This window comes from Hymenobacter pini (assembly GCF_020421205.1).
Taxonomy (GTDB): Bacteria; Bacteroidota; Bacteroidia; order Cytophagales; family Hymenobacteraceae; genus Hymenobacter; species Hymenobacter pini.
This window is the reverse complement of the sequence record NZ_JAIZZH010000001.1, coordinates 143,938-162,456: the sequence shown is the minus strand read 5'-3', so window position 1 is coordinate 162,456 and position 18,519 is coordinate 143,938. Positions and strand designations below refer to the sequence as shown.

Sequence of the window (18,519 nt, the reverse complement as noted above, 5' to 3'; positions counted from 1 at the left end):
TAAATACGATGGCAGCCAGAAGCGGATTTAATACCAGTGGCCAGGCAGGCAGTGATGCCCCCAAGGTCAAGCTTACCAAAGAGAATTTCAAACAGGGCCAGCGGATTTTCCGCTTCTCCCTGCCTTACCGGTTACCATTTATTGCCGGCTTAGTATTATTAGGGCTCAGTAGTGCCTCAACGATGATAATGCCTAAGATGATGGGTTACATCATCAACGTAGCTAATCATGAGTCACATACGTTGCCCGCTTTTTTGCCACGCACGATTACCGGCATTGCTATTCTGCTGTTCGTGGTAATCCTGTTACAGGGTCTGTTCTCCTTTGGGCGAATCTACTTATTCTCGCGAGTAAGTGAGTTTACTCTACGAGACATTCGCAAGGCTCTTTACAGCAAGCTGGTAACGCTACCGATTCCGTTCTTTGAGCAGCGCCGCGTAGGCGAAATCATTTCGCGCTTAACCTCGGATGTGGTTTACATTCAGGATACTTTCACGCTGACGCTGGCTGAGTTCATTCGTCAAATCGTGACGCTGATTGCAGGCGTGGCATTCATTATGTGGGAGTCGTGGCGGCTATCGTTGTTTATGCTGGCCACTTTCCCGCCAATGGTGCTGCTGGCGTTCCTGTTCGGCCGCAGCATCCGAAAGCTTTCTAAACAGACTCAGGATGAGCTAGCCAAAACAAATGTCATCGTGGAAGAAACCATGCAGGGCATTAACTCGGTAAAGGCTTTCACGAGTGAGCAGCATGAGGTAAACCGATATGCCACTGGACTGAACACCACCGTACAAGCTGCTTTGAAATCCAGCATGTTCCGCGGCGGTTTCGTCTCATTTATAATCGTAGCCATTTTTGGCGGTATCATCTTGGTTATCTGGCGCGGTGCTACTTACGTGGAGTTACCCGCCACTGACCCGCGCCATCTACCCATGGGCGACCTAGTATCGTTCATCCTCTACACCATGTTCATCGGCGCTTCAGTAGGCGGCCTAGGCGAGATGTACGGTAAGATTCAGAGCAGCCTCGGCGCTTCGGAGCGGATTCTGGAAATTCTGGATGAAGAATCGGAGCCGGTGCACCAGCCTCGCCTGAACGATGCGGCCTCGCTGCAGGTGCGCGGCGAAATTGACTACCAGCACGTGCAGTTCCGCTACCCCACGCGGCCCGATTTGGCCGTACTGAAAGACATTTCGTTCCACATCAACGCCGGCGAAAAAGTAGCGCTGGTAGGCCCCTCAGGAGCAGGCAAAAGCACTATTGTGCAGTTGCTGATGCACCTGTACCCACTGAGCGGCGGCAGCATCTCGGTAGATGGCCGCAACATCAATGACCTAGACCTCACCGAGCTGCGCCAGCACATCGGCATCGTACCCCAGGAAACCCTGCTGTTTGGCGGCACCATTCGGGAAAATATCCTCTACGGCCGCCCTGATGCTCTGGAGGCTGATATCGTGGACGCTGCCCGCCGGGCCAATGCCTGGCAGTTTATTCAGTCGTTCCCCGAAGGGTTGGATACAGTAGTAGGCGAACGGGGCATCAAGCTTTCAGGTGGGCAGCGCCAGCGCATTGCCATTGCCCGCGCCATCCTGAAAAACCCCGCCATTCTCCTCCTCGACGAAGCCACCTCGGCCCTCGACTCGGAAAGCGAGAAGCTAGTGCAGCAAGCCATGGATGAGCTCATGCAGAACCGGACCAGCATCATCATTGCCCACCGCCTGAGCACCATCCGTAAAGTGGACAAGATTCTGGTGATTGACGGCGGCCGCATCGTGGAACAAGGTTCCCACGAAGAACTCAGCAACGACGACAACGGCCTCTACGCTAATCTGCTGAAACTACAGTTCGAGTTGACGTAAAACGGGACAAGGCACAACTACTTGAAACGGGTGTCACCGCAGTGACACCCGTTTTTGCTTTATTTGAATTACTCTCCGCGCTGTTATGCCCGCTATTAACCTCCCTGCCATCCCGCCCACTTTTCAGGAGTATCAACTGATCCACCAGACGCAGCAGCGGCAGCGGTACCCGGAGTTGGCGCAGCGTCGGCAACCGGTAACCTCGGAAAGGCGGCAGGTGCGTACGGTAGCGGTGGCATTGCTGGTGGGTTTAGTGGCGTTGTACTTCTTACCGCTGGCTCGTCCTATGGTAAAAATATGGCTGGCGCTGGCGGCCACTGGTCTGGGCCTGCTGTATCAGTGGTGGGAATACCGACGGGCTTTTCGGGAATATCAGGCGCAACCGCAGCCCTTAGCTTACCGGATATCAGAAGCGGGATTAGCCGTGCAGTGGCCCCAGGGCTGGCAGCGGTTACCCTGGCACTCTCTCACCCGCGTGCAGCAGGTAGGCGACTGGCTCCTGCTTTACCCTGGTCCCGATTTCGCCTATTACCTGGATTTACGCCGCGTACCCGAACCCTACACCGCGGTGGATGTGCTGGCCCTGATTGGCAAAGGAGAAAAGAACGACCCAGCGGCTACTTTTGCCTCCTGATGCAGTCAACTCCTCTGATACTGTCCGGCGTGCAGCTTTCCGCCGATGAGTTTGTGGCCGTAAATTTCCGGCTGTGGCGGGCCCGTCCGCGCACCCGCCTCAACCACTGGATTCTGGGTGCGGCCGTGATGCTGCTGGGCGTGAGTGTGGGGCTGGATGTGTATTCGAATAGCCATTTAGCGCAGCCCTCTACTGCCGTACTGTTAGGCGTGGCGGTGCTGTATGCCGCTTTGCGCTTCGGGCTGGTGCGCTACCAGCTGCGCCGGGGCTATGCCAAAAATACCGCCGCGCATCACCCCACCAGTTTCACTCTTACACAATCCGAAATTATAGGCCGTAGCACACTGGGGCAGTTTTCCGGAAAATGGCAAGTGATTCGGCGGGCTGTGTGGGTGCAGCCACACTGGCTGCTGCTCTACCCCACTGAAGCCGCCTGCTACTATTTGGATCTGCGCAAGCTGGAGGCTCCGGCCATCCCCGCCGACGTGGCCGCCCTGCTGGAGCACCACCGAATTCCGCAGCAGCTCCTGTAGCCGCAACCCGGCTGGTAAAGCTCCGTCTGTAGGCCGGTATTCTGCACCGGCTACCCGGGCAGATTTACCTACTTTCGCTCCGAATTCTCAACGCTCATTTTCTCTCCGAAATGCGTATTTCAACTTCATTTATTTCCTCTTCCCGCACCTTGGGCGCTACGTTGCTCGTGAGCGGTTTGCTGCTGGCCGAAGCCGCCCAGGCTCAGATCAGCACGCCCCAGGCCAGCCCTAAAAGCACCATTCAGCAGCGCGTGGGCCTCACCGATGTTACGCTGGTGTACTCCCGCCCCAGCCTGCGGGGCCGCGTAGCGTTTGGCAATCTAGTACCGTTCAGCAAGCGGTGGCGCACCGGGGCCAATGCCACTACCAGCATCAAATTCTCGGACGACGTAACCGTAGAAGGCAAAAAGGTGCCGGCCGGCGAATACGGCATTTACACCATTCCTGGCAAAACCGAGTGGATTGTGGTGCTGAACAAGAGCACCAAAATGGGTGCTGATGTGGATGCCTTCAAGGACGATGAGGACGTTGCCCGCTTCACCATCAAAACCTACAAGGTGCCCACCAAGGTGGAAACTTTCACTATGAACTTCACCGACCTCACCCCCGCCACCGCCAACGTGGATATCCAGTGGGAAATGACCGGGGCCAAGTTCAAAATCAGCACCGACGTGGAGCCCAAGGTGATGGCGCAGATTGACGAGAAAGTCATCAAGAACGCTAACCCCAGCAACGGCGACATGGCCGCCGCCGCCGTGTACTACCTCGACAACAATAAGGACCTGAAGCAGGCCCTGACTTGGATGCAGAAGGCCAACGAGAAGGACCCCAAGTTCTGGAACCTGCTCACGGAAGCCAGAATCCGCATGAAGATGAAGGACTACAAAGGCACCATCACGGCCGCCGAGCAGTCCAAGAAACTGGCCCTCGACGCCAAGAACGCCGACTACGTGAAGATGAACGAGGACATAATCATGGAAGCCAAGAAAGCCGGCAAGCTGTAGGCGAAAGGCTACATCTGCACCCACACTGTCATTGCGAGGCGGAGCCGAAGCAATCCTTCCTGCCAAAAACTCTTAGCCCTGACCTACGCAAAAGCCCCTGACGCCAGCACGGACGTCAGGGGCTTTCTGCTTCCTCAAGGCTTAGCACCTAGAAAAGGAAGGATTGCTTCGTCGTGCCTCCTCGCAATGACAGCGTAGGGGGCGCTGGCTTTGTGCTTTAGACCCGTGCCGTCTTACGCCCCAACAAACTACCGCCCACCACCACGGCGCAGCCGATGATATTGAACCAGAGGTAGCCAATGTCGGTGGCAAAAAACAGGGTGAGCACCACGGCCTGGGCTACCACGGCGGCCCAGAACACGGCCCGGCCGCCCACGGCTTTCAGGAAGAAGGCCACCATGAAAATGCCCAGAATGGTACCGTAAAACAACGAGCCCAGAATATTGACGGCCTGAATCAGATTTTCGAGGCGGGCGGCGAAGGTAGCAAACCCGATGCCGAGCACACCCCAGCTTACGGCTGCCGCCCGGGAGGCCCGCACGTAGTGCAGCTCCGGCTGGCCTGGCCGGCGCGGCTTGTACAGGTCGACCACCGTGGTGGAAGCCAGCGCGTTGAGGCCAGCGGCGGCCGAGCCCAGCGCGGCACTCAGTACCACGGCCACCAGCAGCCCCACCAGCCCCTGGGGCAGGTAGTTGAGCACGAAGGTCAGGAACACGTAGTCGGTGTCCTTGGCCTCGGTGGCGGGGCGGGCCTGCTTGAGCAGCTGCTGGGCCTGCTGGCGCAGGCCGAGGTTGGCGGCCTGAGTGGCTTGCAGGTGGGTTTCGGCGGCGGCAATGGCCGTGGGGTCCTCGGTTTGCAGGGCCTGCACGAGGCGGCCGGTGGCGCGGCGGCGCACCTCAAACAGGGTGACGTGCTCCCGCTCCATCTCCCGCAGCCGGGGACCATACTGCTCGGAGTGGGCCACATCCATGTACACCGGCCGGTTGAAGGTAAGCGGGGCCGGGTTGAACTGGTAGAACACGAACAGCAGCACGCCCAGCAGCAGAATGCCAAACTGCATCGGGATTTTGAGCAGGCCGTTCATCAGCAGGCCCAGGCGGCTCTCAGTGATGTTGCGGCCGGTGAGGTAGCGCTGCACCTGGCTTTGGTCGGTGCCGAAGTACGAGAGGGCTAGAAACAGCCCGCCAGTCATGCCCGACCAGAAATTATACCGGTCGGTGGGGTCGAAGTGGAAGTCGATGAGGTTGAGCTTGCCTTGGTGGCCGGCCACGCGCAGCGCATCGGTGAAGCCCACTTCCTGGGGCAGGTAATGCACCAGCAGGTAGCCCGCCACCAGCAGCCCCACGAAAATGACGGCTACCTGCCCCTGCTGCGTCACCATCACGGCCCGGGTGCCGCCCGAGACGGTGTAGGCAATCATGACGGTACCCAGCAGCCACACCGTCAGCTGAATATCCCAGCCCAGAATGGCCGACAGCACCAGCGCCGGCGCGTACAAACTCAGGCCGTTGCTGAGCCCCCGCTGCACCAAAAACAGCAGCGCCGCGAAGGTGCGGGTGCGCCGGTCAAACCGGCCTTCCAGGTACTCGTAGGCCGTAAACACCTTGAGCCGGTGGTAAATGGGCACCACGAATACGGCAATGAGCACCATAGCCACCGGCAACCCCAGATAGAACTGGATGAAGCGCATGCCGTCGTCGTAGGCTTGGCCGGGGGTACTCAGGAAGGTAATAGCCGAGGCCTGGGTGGCCATGATGCTGAGCCCGATGGCCCACCACGAGGCCTGCCGCCCGCCCAGCAAATAGCCGTCCAGCGACTCGCCGGCGCGGCGGGTGCGCCAGGTGCCGTAGCCCACAATGAACAGCAGCGTTCCGCCCAGAATCAGCCAATCGAGCCCGCTCATGCAAACGCCCGGGTCAGGTACACAAACAGCCCGATTTCCAGGGCCAGCGCCCCCAGCACCAGCCAGTACCACGCCCGCCACGAAGGCAACAGCGGCGGTTGTTCGGTTTCAGTTTCGGAAGACGAGCTATGCGGCACAGTGGAGAGGAAATTGACTGGCGAAAGATAACGCCGGAAACGGTAGCACCGACGCAGTGGCGAGCAGTTGTGGTGGTCTTTTACTTCTGCAGCAGGCCCATTCCGATGGGGGTAGCTGGGCTCAGCCGTAACCAGCCGGTGGCCAGTTCCCAGAGGCAGGTAAGGACAAGCCCGAGCGCCACACCAGCTACCACGTCACTGAGCCAGTGGTATTCCAGCACCACCCGCCCCAGGCACACCAGCATCAGCCAGCCCAGCAGCCACGGTCGGGCTTTGTGAAACCGCAGCGCCCAGGGAAGTAGTAAGCCCGCCGTGCCGGCCGCGTGGCCCGAGGGAAACGCATCGAACCGCCCCACCGTCTGCCAGAAATCTGCGTTGGCGGCCAGCTGCCCGAACACCTCAAAGGGCCGGGGCCGGTTGAAGTACATAGCCAGCAAGTTGCGCAGGCCCTGGCTGCTTACCATCGTCAGCAGCCCTACCAACCAAATGGTGCAGTGCGGCCAGTGCCGCAGCCGGGCCACCACGAAAATCACCAGCAACATCAGCCACAGCCACGGTGTCAGCAGGCGGCCGGTTACCTCGTCGTGTACCCGCATTAGTCCTTCAAAAAACGGCCGCAGCGGTACGCCGTGCCGGTGCAGCAGGCCGGCCAGCGGTTCGTCCACGGCTATAATCAGCAGCAGTACCAACGGCACTGAGGCTAGCATGAGGAGTAACCAACGCAGGTATGGTCGCATAGGAACACTGTAACTTTAGACGTGAATTAAAGCCAGAAACTAGTTCCCCTCCTTGGAAAGGAGGGGCTAGGGGTGGTTGATTCGTTGAACGATGACTAGAACTAGAAATAGAACTAAACACTGTTCTAACGCGAGGTCAACCACCCCTAACCCCTCCTTTCCAAGGAGGGGAACTAGCTTTTTAGCTCTAGCCTGCAGCCTGAAATATGTAGTATAGTTCTAAAGCTGCGCGCTACTTGCCTAACGACACCATATTCGTCAATAGCCGGTAGGCGCCGGGCACGCCGGCGGGCAACTCCCGGAACAGCGAAAGGCCGGTGTAGATGTAGTGGCCCTTGCCGTAGTCGGCTACCAGGATGGCGCTTTGCTTGGCGGTTTCGCCGGGGTCCTGGCTGCTCAGCACGGTCTGATACTTAGGGTCCCACTGGCTGGGGTAGTAGAGGCCCTGCTCCTGCACCCAGCCTTCAAAATCCTTGCTCGTGATTTTGTTGGGGGTGTTGAGCAAAGGCTGCGTGGGGTTGAGGAAGGTAACGGGGGCGTTTTCTACCGTTACCCGGTCGGTGCTGAGGGTGAGCGGGTACGGACCGATTTGCGGCAGCACCGTGCCCCGGTTCACCACGTACTGCACCACCAGGTTGCCGCCGTTTTCCACGTAGCGCAGCAGCGTGGGCTGCAGGGTTTTGAGGCGGTCCAGGGTGTTGTAGGCCCGCACGCCCAGCACCACGGCGTCGAAGCGGCGCAGGTTCTGGTCGGTGATGTCCTCGGGCTTGAGCAGGGTGACGGTGTAGCCAATCTGGCGCAGGGCGTCGGGCACCTCGTCGCCAGCCCCCATCAGGTAGCCGATTTCCTGGCCTTTGCGCCGCAGGTCTAGCTTCACCAGCGGGGCCACGGCTTCGGGGAACAGGGTTTGGGTGGGAATGTGGGAGTAGGCAATGGTCTGGTAGCCGCGCGAGTACGCCTGCCCGTCCACGGTAGCCACGGCCCGCAGCTCCGATTTACCTTCCGCCGCGCCCGCGCCGGGCTGCACCCGGAACTGCACGGTCTGCTCGGCGTCTTTGGCGGCCAGCTCGAAGGGGATGCTGGTGGGCTCGGCAGTCCAGCCTTTCGGCAGGCTTAGGGCCAAAGTACCCTTCACGCCCGCTTTGCCGGCCCGCAGCGTCACGGGCACCGTTTTGGGCTGGTTATCAGCAAACACGTAGGCCCGCCCGCCGATGTTCACGGCCACCGGCGGCACCACCGTCAGCGGGCGGTACTTCTCCCCTTCTACCGGGTCAGTGCTTTTGTATTGGACGGGGACAGTGTACTGAATAGACTCTCCTTGTATCTGGATCTTTATATCTACCGCAGCAACAGCATCGTTTTCCGCATTGCCAATTTGTCGAGGTTCCGCTACCACGTACATGCCGGTCGTACCAGGCTTAAGTAGCCAATAAGGCTGTGATTGGAGTGCATCTTTGAAGTACCCTATATAGATATTGGTTTTCTTATTTGGCAATACAGTTGCCTGATGCGCTACATTATTATCCCCGACGTCTTCATGGTCATTAGGTAGCCCTTGCACCGATAAAACTCCTACAGGAATTGAGGAACGATTTAGTATTTCGACTTTGACGTTTACAATATTATCCGCTCCACCTTTGACATTACTGTTAAAAAATGGAGCTGTAGGAGTATCAGCCGTTGCCTCAATAAATAGTCCTGTACTGACTCGAATCAGCTCATCCAATTCGGCTAATTTTTCGGTTTGCCAGAATTTATTGATTGACAACTGTTCGGTTAGGCTTACCGGTAGCTTTTCCAACGCCGCCCGCACCTTCAGCAGCCCCGCCACACTCGCCGACGGATTAGCCGGGTCGTACTTGCGGATTACCTCGTCAATCATCTTCCCGATGGCCGCGCCGCCGGGCACCCGGTTCCAGGTCATATCCACGCCCTCGAACAGGTCGGTGGTGGCTTTGTCGCCTTTCAGGGGCTGGAAATACTCCAGGGCCTCGCCGCGCTGGGCGCTGCTGCCGAAGCCCTGGCTGCGGTGCTGGGAGCGGCTGCGGGCGGCAATTTCGCCGTAGCTCTGCCCCAGCAGCGGGTTGTAGCCGCCGGCATCGAGCTTCAGGTACTGGCTCATGTCCTCGCCGGGCTTCACGAAGAAGCTGCCGGTGTTCCAGAGCAGGCGCTTAGCCTGCCAGGGCTGCACATATTGTAGCTGCTCGGGGAAACGCTTGGGGTCGGCGGCGGCCGAGAAGGCCTCGATGGCCAGCATGGCCGAGGCCGTGTGGTGGCCGTGGCCGGCGCGGCCGTCGGGCGGGAAACGGGTAATCATCACATCGGGACGGCGCTGGCGGATGACCCACACCATATCGGCCAGCACCTGCTCGTTGTCCCAGATGGTGAAGGTTTCCTCGGGCGTTTTGGAGAAGCCGAAGTCGTTGGCGCGGGTGAAGAACTGGTGGCCTCCATCGATGCGGCGGGCGGCCAAGAGTTCTTGGGTGCGAATAACGCCCAGCCCCTCGCGCAGCTCCGGCCCGATGAGGTTCTGGCCCCCGTCGCCGCGGGTGCAGCTGAGGTAGCCGGTTTCTACGAGGCGGCCGTTGGCGAGGTAGGCAATCAGGCGGGTGTTCTCGTCGTCGGGGTGGGCGGCCACGTACAGGGCCGAGCCCAATACGTTCAGCTTCTTGAGCCCCAGCAGAATCTCGGAGGACGACCAGGTTTTGGGGGCCTGGGCGGCAGCGGTCAATGGGCGAATGAGTGACTGAGTGAATATCACAGCCAGCAGGGCCGTGCGCAGAACGGAGCGAAGGAGCATGGAACGGACAGTTGAGAAGCCGGGCGGTAAAGATAGAGGCCGAAGCGGGAGGTTGCAGCCGCCAGCATCACCCGTCCTTCGCTTATATGTCATGCCCCTCCGGAATACAGCCCGAATCCATGCCTGACAGGCGGCAGGTCGGCCCAGGATCAGTATTTCACGAAGGTTGGCGGTATGTTGCCTCGGCAGACTCAGTATGATGGTCTTGTGCGTTACTGTTCACTCCGCCCGGGCCGGGGTCGGGTCGGGCTGGTTCCGTAACTTCGGCTGCCCGACTTCACCCTCTTGGCCCGGTGCTTGCGTACACCGGGGTTTGTATCCGTATTTCCGCTCATGACTCGTTCTTTCCCCTCGCGCCTGCGTTTGTTGGGCCTATCCTTGTTGCTGCCGGTGCTGGCTACGGCCCAAACTACGCCGCCCGTTTCGCCTTCCCCCACTCCGGCTGCTCCGGCTTCACCTCAGTGGTATCTGCTCGATGCCCAGCAGGATGGCGGCATAATGGGCGTAAGCGTGAACCGTACGTATAAAGAGCTGCTGCAGGGCAAGGCCTCCACACCCGTGCTGGTAGCCGTTATTGATGCCGGTATCGACACGGCTCACGCCGACCTGCGCCGGGTGCTGTGGCGCAACCCCCGGGAAGTGGCCGGCAACGGCCTCGACGACGATAAGAACGGCTACGTGGACGACGTGTACGGCTGGAATTTCCTGGGCGGGGCCGATGGCCGCAACATCAACGAAGAAGCCCTGGAAGAAACCCGTTTGCTGGCTCGCCTACAGCCGCTGTACCAAGGCAAAACCCGCACCGCCGTGCCCGCCGCCAAACGCGCCGAGTATGACCTGTACATCAAGGTGAAAAAGGCCTATGAGGCCAAGGTGAAAGAAAACAACGAGCAGTTGCAGCAATTCAGCCAAGCGTATGCCGAGAACCTGCAGGGCTCCGAGGGCCTGAAACAGGCCTTAGGCGTGCAGCGCCTCGATACGGCCACCCTGCGCAACCCACCCACCCAGGACGCCGAGCTGCGCCAGGTAACCAAGGGCTTGTACCAAACGCTTCTGCAAACCGGCTTTGCCTCGCTGGAAGATGTGCTGGCCGAAATGAAAAAGGGCGTGCAGGAAACCAAGGACCAGCGCGAATACGGCCTGAATCTGAAGTTTAATCCGCGCAGCATTGTGGGCGACCAGCCCGACAACGTGCAGCAGCGCAACTACGGCAACCGTGACGCCACCGGCCCCGACGCCATGCACGGCACCCACGTGGCTGGTATCATCGGGGCCGACCGGGAAAACAATGCGGGTATTCTGGGTGTAGCCCCCAACGTGCAGATTATGTCGGTGCGCGCTATTCCGGACGGCGACGAGCGGGACAAGGACGTGGCTAACGCCATCCGCTACGCCGTAGACAACGGTGCCCAGATCATCAACATGAGTTTTGGCAAGTACTTCTCGCCCCAGCGCCCGGCCGTGGAAGAAGCCATCCGCTACGCCGACAAGAAGGGCGTACTGCTGGTGCACTCGGCCGGCAACGAGAACAACAACCTCGACCAGGTAACGCAATACCCTTCGCCTAACTTCCAGAACGGACAGCGCATTACCAACCTGATTACCGTAGGCGCTTCGGCCCGCACCAACGACGCCACCCTGGCCGCCGACTTCTCCAACTACGGTAAAACCCAGGTAGACGTGTTTGCGCCCGGCAACCAGATTTACTCCACCCTGCCCGGCAGCAAATACGGCAACCTCAGCGGCACCAGCATGGCCTCGCCGGTGGTTACGGGCATTGCGGCCACGCTCAAATCGTACTTCCCGCAGCTCACGGCCGCTCAGCTTAAGCGTATTATTCTGGAGTCGGCGCAGCCCATCCATACCAAGGTGCGCCAGCCCGGCAGCAGCAAGCTCGTCGATTTTGCTGACCTCTCACGCACGGGCGGCATTGTGAACCTGTACCGGGCCGTGCAGCTGGCCCAGCAGCCCATGCCATAGCCACGGTTTTTGCGGTTTGACGCAACCCTGCCCCCGTTACCGAGTCCGTAAAAAAGGCCGGTGGCGGGGGCAGTTGCGTAGAACGGGGTTGCAGCCGGGCCCAACCATCCGCCGTCACTGGCGTATTTTTTTTAGTAACTGCTGCCCTGCGTATGCTTATACCCCAACTCCTGTTCCTTCGAAAAATGCGTCCATCTACCTCTCAGCCCACACCCACGCCTGCCCCCATTGTACCGCCGCCCGTGCATGACCGGGGCTGGTGGCGGCGGCAGGTTGTGAACACACTGCTGATGGTAACGGGCGTGTTGTCGGCGGGCTTTGGGCTGGAAAGCTTTCTGCTGCCGGGCGGCTTTCTGGATGGGGGCGTAACCGGTATTTCGCTGCTGCTGGTGCAGGTGTTTGGCCTGCCGCTGCCGGTGCTCATTGTGGTGCTCAACGTGCCGTTCGTGTTCATGGCCTGGCGCCAGCTCGACCCCGGTGTGGCCATTCGTACGCTTATCGGCATTGTGGCCCTGGCCGCCGTACTGGCTTTGTTTCCCTACCCCATTATCACCCAGGACAAGCTGCTGGTTTCCGTGTTTGGCGGGTTTTTCCTGGGGGCCGGCATTGGGATGGCCATGCGGGGCGGCGGCGTGCTCGATGGCACCGAAATCATGGCCATCTATTTGAGCAAAAAATCCAGCATGACCATCGGCGACATCGTACTGGTCTTCAACATCATCATCTTCGGCGTAGCGGCCTACATCCTGTCTATTGAAACGGCGCTGTATTCCATCCTGGCTTACCTGGCCGCCGCCAAAACCATCGACTTTGTGATTGATGGCCTGGAAGAATACACCGGTGTTACCATCATGTCGGGCCAGGCCGACGCCATTCGGCGCATGATTACCGAAAAGCTGGGCCGGGGCGCCACCGTGTACAGCGGCAAAGGCGGCTACGGCACCCACGGCCACCAGCCCAACGCCATCGATATTGTTTTCACGGTAATCACCCGCCTGGAGCTCACCCAGCTCAAAACCGAGGTGGAACTGCTGGACCCCAACGCCTTTATGGTGATGCACAGTGTAAAGGAAACCAAAGGCGGCATGATCAAGAAACGCCCGCTGCACTAGCCCTTCTCACCTGCTTCCTTTACCCCATGTAGTGTACGTACCAGTTGAAGGCGAGGTAGTTGACGAGGAAGTTAAAGCTCCCGGCCACCACGCTCACCAGCAGTGCCCGGCTTGTGGCTCCAGCCCAAGTGTACTGCAGCCCGGCGCGGGCTACCAAGCCGAAGTACACCAGATACACCAGCCCTTGCAGCAACCCCGTACTGCTGCCGGGGGCCCGGCCCGTTATCAGAAACAGCGTAGGCAACGCCAGCAACAGGATCAATTGGAATGCGCTGCCGACCACTACCACGGTCAGAAACGACTCCGCATAATTGAGCTTCTGCCGGAATGCTGCATGTACTATGCCGGCGTGGGCTGGTAGCAGTAGCAGCCACCATATATTGAAGTATTTGCCCAACCCCGCAAAGTACGTTCCTACCCGAGCCAGCTTCGCCGCCGATACACCCTGCCGCAGCATGCCCTGTTGCACGGCAGTGCCAACGTGTTCGTAATAATGCAGCTGCGTGGCCAGCAGCGTGCTGATGCCTACCGCCAGCAACAGGAACTGAAACGGGTTGAAATACCGCTTGCGCCGGCCCCGCAGATAATCGGCCACTATCCTGCCAGGCCGGGTCAGCACTTGCCCGGCGTACCCGAAAATGCTTTTATCGGCGTGCGTGAATACGTGCACCAGCTCGTGCAGCACATGGGGCACTGTAAGCCGGTGCGGGCGCTGCTGCCCACAGTTTGGGCAATAGGGGCCCGTTGTTAACGCTGCGTTACAGTTCACACAACTTTCCACCGAGTGGGAAACAGGGTCCATAGCAGGCCAATTTGGAAGTTACCAAGTACGGTATTTTCAGCTTACTTCGGGCACCTCCTATCTTTGCCGAATGGCTGCTCCTCTCCTGCTCTCCGATCTGTACATCTACCCGGTAAAATCTCTGGGTGGCATTCGTCTTACCGAGGCCACCGTGGAACCCCGTGGCCTGCGCCACGACCGGCGGTGGCTGATTGTGAACGAGCGGAACCAATTCATGACGCAGCGGCAAACCGCCACCATGGCTCACTTGCGGGTAGCCCCGGCCTACAATGGGTTCCTGCTCAGCCACCAGCAGCGCCCCGAGTTGCTGCCGCTGTACGTGCCTTTTACGGCCACTCCCGAGAAGACCCTATTCGTGACCATCTGGGATGATATGGTATTTGCTTGGCGCGCCAAGCCCGAGTGCGACGCTTGGCTGACGGAGGCGCTGGGTGAGCCCTGTAAGCTGGTATACATGTCGGATATGGTGCGGCGCGATGTAGAGCCCACCCGCAACCCCGAGGGCCAGCTAGTGAGCTTCGCTGATGGGTACCCATTCCTGCTCATTGGTCAGGAGGCGCTGGCGGACCTGAATGCTCGTTTGGCGGAGCCCGTGGGGATGGAGCGGTTCCGGCCTAACCTGGTTTTCAGCGGCGGCGAGGCGTTTGCCGAGGACGGCTGGGAGCAATTCACCATCGGCGAAATCACCTTCCGGGCCGTGCGCGGCTGCGGCCGGTGTGTGCTGACCACCATTGACCCCGCCACCGCTCAGAAAAGCCCCAAAGGCGAGCCCCTGCGCACGTTGGCCACTTACCGCACCGAGGGTAGCAAAGTGTTGTTCGGCCAAAATGTAACCGGTCCGGGCCAGGGCATTCTGCGCATCGGCGACGCCATCCAGGTTGTCAGTCACAAGGCCTAACCACCGGCCGTTTCGGTTCGCCTCTTACTGGTAAGTCTAGGCTCATGGATACAATGCGCTCCTGAATACTGTGCTGTACTTTGTGCGGGTCAGGAAGTAATACGCGCGGTAGTCTGTTGCCTTCTTCACAGCTGACAGCCTACTAAAGGCGTATTTACTGCGTAAAAAGCAAGTATAACAGGCAAAATTCGACAAATCAATAATTGTGTTTTGCCAAGTACAGTAGATTGCTGTACCTTTGATAAAACAATTGAATCTAGAATAATCCTAATTCAGTTGTACAGCTGATTTCCCGGAAATCCGGCATTCCCAATCAGTTGCGTACTTTAGTGCTTTCGCCGCCGCCGCCTGCCCGCCCTTATGCCCATTGCACACCGCTTGCTAACCCGCCTGTTTGCTGCTGTTACGGTTCTGCTACTGCCCCTGCTGGCTGCTGCCGAAGACAACAACACGCTACAGCGGCTGCAGGAACCATGGAGCGAGCTCCTACACCGCCACGTGACCACCGATGGGCGGATGAACTACGAAGGGTTGCTGGATGACGAAGACCGATTGTTGGCTTATCTGCAGAGCCTGCGCAAAGTAAAGCCCGACCCCACGGCTTGGTCGGCTACCGATACGGAGGCTTTCTGGCTGAACACGTACAATGCCGCGGCTACTTACCTGGTGCTCCAGTATTATCCCGTGGCCAGCATCAACGATATTCGAGTGAAAGTGCTGGGCGGTACAAAGTCGCCGTGGGAAGCGCCGGTGGTAAACGTGGGCGGCCAGATGTATTCTCTCAACCAGATTGAGCGGGAAATGCTGCGCAACCAGTTTCACGACCCGCGTGCGCATTTCGGCCTGATGTACGGCGCGGCTTCCGGGCCGGCCCTGCTGGCCGAAGCCTACGACGGACAGCGCCTCGACCAGCAGCTGGACCAGCAAGCCCGCCGCTTCCTCAACGACCCTATACTAAATCAGCTTACACCCCAGCATGTACAGCTCTCAGGTCTATTTGAAGCCTACAGCGCTGAGTTTGGCACTGAAGAGCAATTACTTACTTTTATCAACCGCTACGCCCGCGTGCCCGTGCTGCTCACTGCCAAAGTGGAATACCTCTCGTTTAGCTGGGCCCTCAACGACCGTACTGGCCTCAGCAACTCCCAGGCCCTGGGCAAACACTAACCTTGCCGGCTAACCCGGCCCGGCAGTGCCCCGTACCGGTAGCCGGTGCGGGGCACTTTGTTTATCGCCCGGCTGTTCTTACCCTTTTTGCTGATGAATCTCGCTTTTGTGCTGGACTTCCTGCGGGAGCTGGCTGCCAATAACAACAAGCTCTGGATGGACGCCCACCGCGCCGACTACCACCGGGCCCGCGCTGAATACACTTCCCTGGTAAATACCCTGCTCCGGGAGGCTTCCGGCGACCTGGAGCCCGGCCTGCGGGGCCTGACGCCGGGCGACGTAATGTTCCGCATCAATAAAAACGACCGGTTTCAGCAGAGCGACGAGCCGTACAAGCGGCATATGGGTGCCGGCCTGAAGCCGGGCGGCCGTCACAGTCCCTGGGCGGGCTATTTTATTGCCCTGGAGCCCGGCGGCGAAACCTACATCGGAGCCGGCCGCTGGATGCCCGAGCCGCAGCAACTGGCTCGCATCCGGCAGGAAATCCACTACAACGCTCCCGCCTTTCACGCCATCCGGCAAAGTGCGGAGTTGCTACGGTATTTCCCGCAGGGCCTCGATATGTCGCAGGCCCTAAAAACGGCTCCCAAGGGCTATGATAAACAGGACCCGGACATTGAGTGGCTGCGGCTGAAAAGCTACTTCGTGTGGCAGTCCTTTTCGGATGCTGAGGTAACGCGGCCCGATTTTGTGGAGCGAGTGCTGGCCGGTTGGCAGGCCGCCAAACCGCTGGTAGAGTTCCTGAACGAAGCGATGCGCGGCGAGGAGTAGTGCTTAGTATGTATGAAAAAGGCCCCGCCGTGGTTACGGCGGGGCCTTTTTTTGCTGTTTTTTGGCTCTAAGCATCAAGCACTAAAACAGCCCGAACAGCGTGCTATTGATTTTGTCGATGATGACGCTCAGGTCCTCGGGATTGTGCACGTAGTCGAGGTTATTCACGTCCACAATCAGCAGACGGCCGGCCGTGTAGCCTTTAATCCACTCCTCGTAGTGCTCGTTGAGGTGCTTGAGGTACTCAATCTTGATGTTATTCTCGTAGTCCCGGTTGCGCTTTTCAATTTGCTGCACCAGCTTAGGCAAATCGGCCCGCAGGTAGAGCAGCAAATCGGGTGGGTTTACCATGCTGATCATCGACTGAAACAGGTTCAGGTAGTTCTGGTAATCCCGCTCCTCCATCAGCCCCGATTGGTGCAGGTTGGCCGCGAAGATGTGAGCATCCTCGTAAATAGTGCGGTCTTGAATAACACCCTTGTTCGTCGTCTGCAGCTCCTTGATGCGCTGCGTTTGGCGGAAGCGGCTGTTGAGGAAGTATACCTGCAGGTGAAACGACCAGCGGGGCATGTCGTCGTAGAAATCCTTGAGGTATGGATTGTGGTCGACGTCTTCCAGAAATACCTCCCAGTTGAAGTGGTGGGCCAGTTTATTGGCCAGCGTGGTTTTGCCAGCCCCAATGTTGCCGACTATTGCAATGTGCATGAGCGAGAAGCGCGAGAAAAAGAGAGGCGCAAAAATACGGATAGCATTTGAACCTAAAGCATTCCCGGCAACGTCGTACATTACATAGCACTTTCCCTATATACACACCCCTCATGGACTCGCTACATCTTCAGCCACTCGGAACTTTGCCAGATGCCAACGGCTCTACGCTGGTAGAACTACACTACGCCACCGCCCAGAAGCTGCTGTACGTGCGCTGGTTTGGCAATCTCACCAGCCGCGAGGTAATGTACGTGGCCAACGAAGCGCTGAAACTATACGCGCAGTACCCCACTACCCTGCTGCTCAACGACAAAACCCACGCCACCGGCGACTGGTCTGAGGCCATGGACTGGCTGGAGTACGAGTGGCTGCCCCAGTCGATGGAAAGCGGCCTGCGGGCCATTGCCTACGTTTTCTCGCCGGATATGCACAATCAGCTGGCCAGCCTGGAATTTTTTGAGCGGGTGCGGCAGTACATTCCTATTCAGCTGTTTCAGGAGCTTACGGCGGCCTGGCAATGGCTGCGCCAGCAGGGTCGCCCGCCACGCTCTGTAGCCCAAGCCATCTAGGTCTGCCCCAAACCAAACGCCCCCGGCTACTGCAGTAACTGGGGGCGTTTGGTTTGGGGTTAAAACTATAGTGGTTTCTATTACTCGCGCATTACATCTTTCACGTCGCGGGCTTTTTCCAGGGTGCGGAACTCGCCCTGCAGGCTCCGGATGCGCAGGCGCTCCTCCAGTGGCAGTTGGTCGCGCACCTGGTCATAGCGGGCATTCAGGCGACTGAGCACGGCGCTGGCAGCGCTCCAGTCGGCCTGGGTCCAGTCCTTTTTGTCGCTACGCATAGTTTCCACGAGGCGGAAGTACAGGTCGGGCAGTTCAGAGGCCCGGGCTTTGCTGATATTCACGTCCTCGTTCAGCAAACGGCGTTGGGCTTGGTCGGCGGTGGCGGGGCGGCGGGCAGCAGCATCCAGGCTGTCCTGACGGTCGGCCCAGCGCTTATAGCGCACCTTCTGGGTGTTGTATTCCTTTTTGCCCTCCACCGTCAGGCTATCCACGGCCCGGTCGATGCGGCGGCTCTGGCGGTCAAACTCTTCGCTGATGCGCGGCAGTTCGCGGCGGGCGGTGGTGGCCACACGGTCTACTTTATCATTTACCCAGTCGCTGAAATCGGCCAAGTCTTTTTCCAGGCCCGCGGAGGTAGCCGTACCAGTAGAGGCACGGGTGGTGGTCTTTTTGGGAGTTTGCTGCGCCGAGGCTCCGGTGGCCGTGGCCAGGCCAGCCAGCGTCAGCAGTGTATAGGCAATGGAGCGTTTCATAGGCTAGTGTACGGGAAACAGGTGGTGATGGAGAGATTCTACCGAAAACGGCTCCCCGCGCCGAACCGGTATACCGTTACAGGCAATTTCCGGCCCAAAAACGAATGAAACCGGTAAATGGGTTCGGTTTTGCGCCGGATTATGACGTTTTTTGCT

17 protein-coding genes are annotated in these 18,519 nt (G+C 59.0%); 10 read left to right on the top strand and 7 right to left on the bottom strand.

All coding sequences use genetic code 11. The annotated features are described in order from the left end of the window. The first annotated feature begins 8 nt into the window (after positions 1-8). From LF252_RS00755 to LF252_RS00740, 4 genes are all read left to right on the top strand, one after another. Positions 9-1,859 (top strand): ABC transporter ATP-binding protein, encoded by a 1,851-nt coding sequence (locus tag LF252_RS00755; protein ID WP_226266207.1) that lies wholly within the window; start codon positions 9-11, stop codon positions 1,857-1,859. Positions 1,860-1,944: 85 nt separating this feature from the next. Next, positions 1,945-2,493, top strand: a complete 549-nt coding sequence (locus tag LF252_RS00750; RefSeq protein ID WP_226266205.1) for a hypothetical protein — start codon at positions 1,945-1,947, stop codon at positions 2,491-2,493. Beyond that, entirely contained in the window at positions 2,493-3,026 is a 534-nt protein-coding gene (locus tag LF252_RS00745; RefSeq protein WP_226266204.1) for a hypothetical protein, read from the top strand. The genes LF252_RS00750 and LF252_RS00745 overlap by 1 nt, the downstream gene beginning before the upstream one ends. 110 nt (positions 3,027-3,136) lie before the next feature. Next, on the top strand, positions 3,137-4,030 hold the full coding sequence (locus LF252_RS00740; RefSeq protein WP_226266202.1) for a DUF2911 domain-containing protein: 894 nt from the start codon (positions 3,137-3,139) through the stop codon (positions 4,028-4,030). 217 nt (positions 4,031-4,247) lie between these two features. Here the strand turns inward: LF252_RS00740 and LF252_RS00735 are convergent, their stop codons facing one another. The 4 genes from LF252_RS00735 to LF252_RS00720 form a co-directional block, all read right to left on the bottom strand. Further along, positions 4,248-5,933 carry a sodium:solute symporter gene (locus tag LF252_RS00735; RefSeq protein ID WP_226266200.1) on the bottom strand — a complete coding sequence of 562 codons (1,686 nt, stop codon included), beginning with the start codon at positions 5,931-5,933 and terminating at the stop codon, positions 4,248-4,250. Next, positions 5,930-6,070 (bottom strand): hypothetical protein, encoded by a 141-nt coding sequence (locus LF252_RS00730; RefSeq protein WP_226266198.1) that lies wholly within the window; start codon positions 6,068-6,070, stop codon positions 5,930-5,932. The genes LF252_RS00735 and LF252_RS00730 overlap by 4 nt, the downstream gene beginning before the upstream one ends. 80 nt (positions 6,071-6,150) lie before the next feature. Then, positions 6,151-6,777, bottom strand: coding sequence for a phosphatase PAP2 family protein (locus tag LF252_RS00725; protein ID WP_226266196.1), 627 nt, complete (start codon positions 6,775-6,777; stop codon positions 6,151-6,153). A gap of 262 nt (positions 6,778-7,039) precedes the next feature. Then, on the bottom strand, positions 7,040-9,607 hold the full coding sequence (locus LF252_RS00720; RefSeq protein ID WP_226266194.1) for a PIG-L family deacetylase: 2,568 nt from the start codon (positions 9,605-9,607) through the stop codon (positions 7,040-7,042). 333 nt (positions 9,608-9,940) lie between these two features. Here LF252_RS00720 and LF252_RS00715 point away from each other — a divergent pair, with 333 nt between their 5' ends. Beyond that, positions 9,941-11,587 carry a S8 family peptidase gene (locus LF252_RS00715; RefSeq protein WP_226266192.1) on the top strand — a complete coding sequence of 549 codons (1,647 nt, stop codon included), beginning with the start codon at positions 9,941-9,943 and terminating at the stop codon, positions 11,585-11,587. 185 nt (positions 11,588-11,772) lie between these two features. Then, positions 11,773-12,699, top strand: coding sequence for a YitT family protein (locus LF252_RS00710; RefSeq protein ID WP_226266190.1), 927 nt, complete (start codon positions 11,773-11,775; stop codon positions 12,697-12,699). Between the two features lie 19 nt (positions 12,700-12,718). Here LF252_RS00710 and LF252_RS00705 read toward each other — a convergent pair whose 3' ends face one another. Next, on the bottom strand, positions 12,719-13,384 hold the full coding sequence (locus LF252_RS00705; RefSeq protein ID WP_226266188.1) for a DUF3667 domain-containing protein: 666 nt from the start codon (positions 13,382-13,384) through the stop codon (positions 12,719-12,721). 187 nt (positions 13,385-13,571) lie between these two features. On the opposite strand from LF252_RS00705, the gene LF252_RS00700 reads away from it, so the two are divergent. From LF252_RS00700 to LF252_RS00690, 3 genes are all read left to right on the top strand, one after another. Continuing rightward, the gene (locus LF252_RS00700; protein WP_226266186.1) at positions 13,572-14,399 is read left to right on the top strand and encodes an MOSC domain-containing protein; all 828 of its coding nucleotides are present in this window, start codon (positions 13,572-13,574) and stop codon (positions 14,397-14,399) included. Between the two features lie 360 nt (positions 14,400-14,759). Continuing rightward, positions 14,760-15,566: a DUF547 domain-containing protein gene (locus LF252_RS00695; protein ID WP_226266184.1), complete on the top strand. Its 807-nt coding sequence runs from the start codon at positions 14,760-14,762 to the stop codon at positions 15,564-15,566. A gap of 93 nt (positions 15,567-15,659) precedes the next feature. After that, positions 15,660-16,337 carry a DUF2461 domain-containing protein gene (locus tag LF252_RS00690; RefSeq protein WP_226266183.1) on the top strand — a complete coding sequence of 226 codons (678 nt, stop codon included), beginning with the start codon at positions 15,660-15,662 and terminating at the stop codon, positions 16,335-16,337. An 81-nt stretch (positions 16,338-16,418) separates the two neighbouring features. Here the strand turns inward: LF252_RS00690 and LF252_RS00685 are convergent, their stop codons facing one another. Next, positions 16,419-17,042 (bottom strand): deoxynucleoside kinase, encoded by a 624-nt coding sequence (locus LF252_RS00685; RefSeq protein WP_226266181.1) that lies wholly within the window; start codon positions 17,040-17,042, stop codon positions 16,419-16,421. Positions 17,043-17,188: 146 nt separating this feature from the next. Here LF252_RS00685 and LF252_RS00680 point away from each other — a divergent pair, with 146 nt between their 5' ends. After that, a complete protein-coding gene (locus tag LF252_RS00680; RefSeq protein WP_226266179.1) occupies positions 17,189-17,614 on the top strand; it encodes an STAS/SEC14 domain-containing protein in 426 nt (141 codons plus the stop codon). Between the two features lie 80 nt (positions 17,615-17,694). Here the strand turns inward: LF252_RS00680 and LF252_RS00675 are convergent, their stop codons facing one another. Next, positions 17,695-18,363, bottom strand: coding sequence for a DUF6565 domain-containing protein (locus LF252_RS00675; RefSeq protein WP_226266167.1), 669 nt, complete (start codon positions 18,361-18,363; stop codon positions 17,695-17,697). Positions 18,364-18,519: the final 156 nt, after the last annotated feature.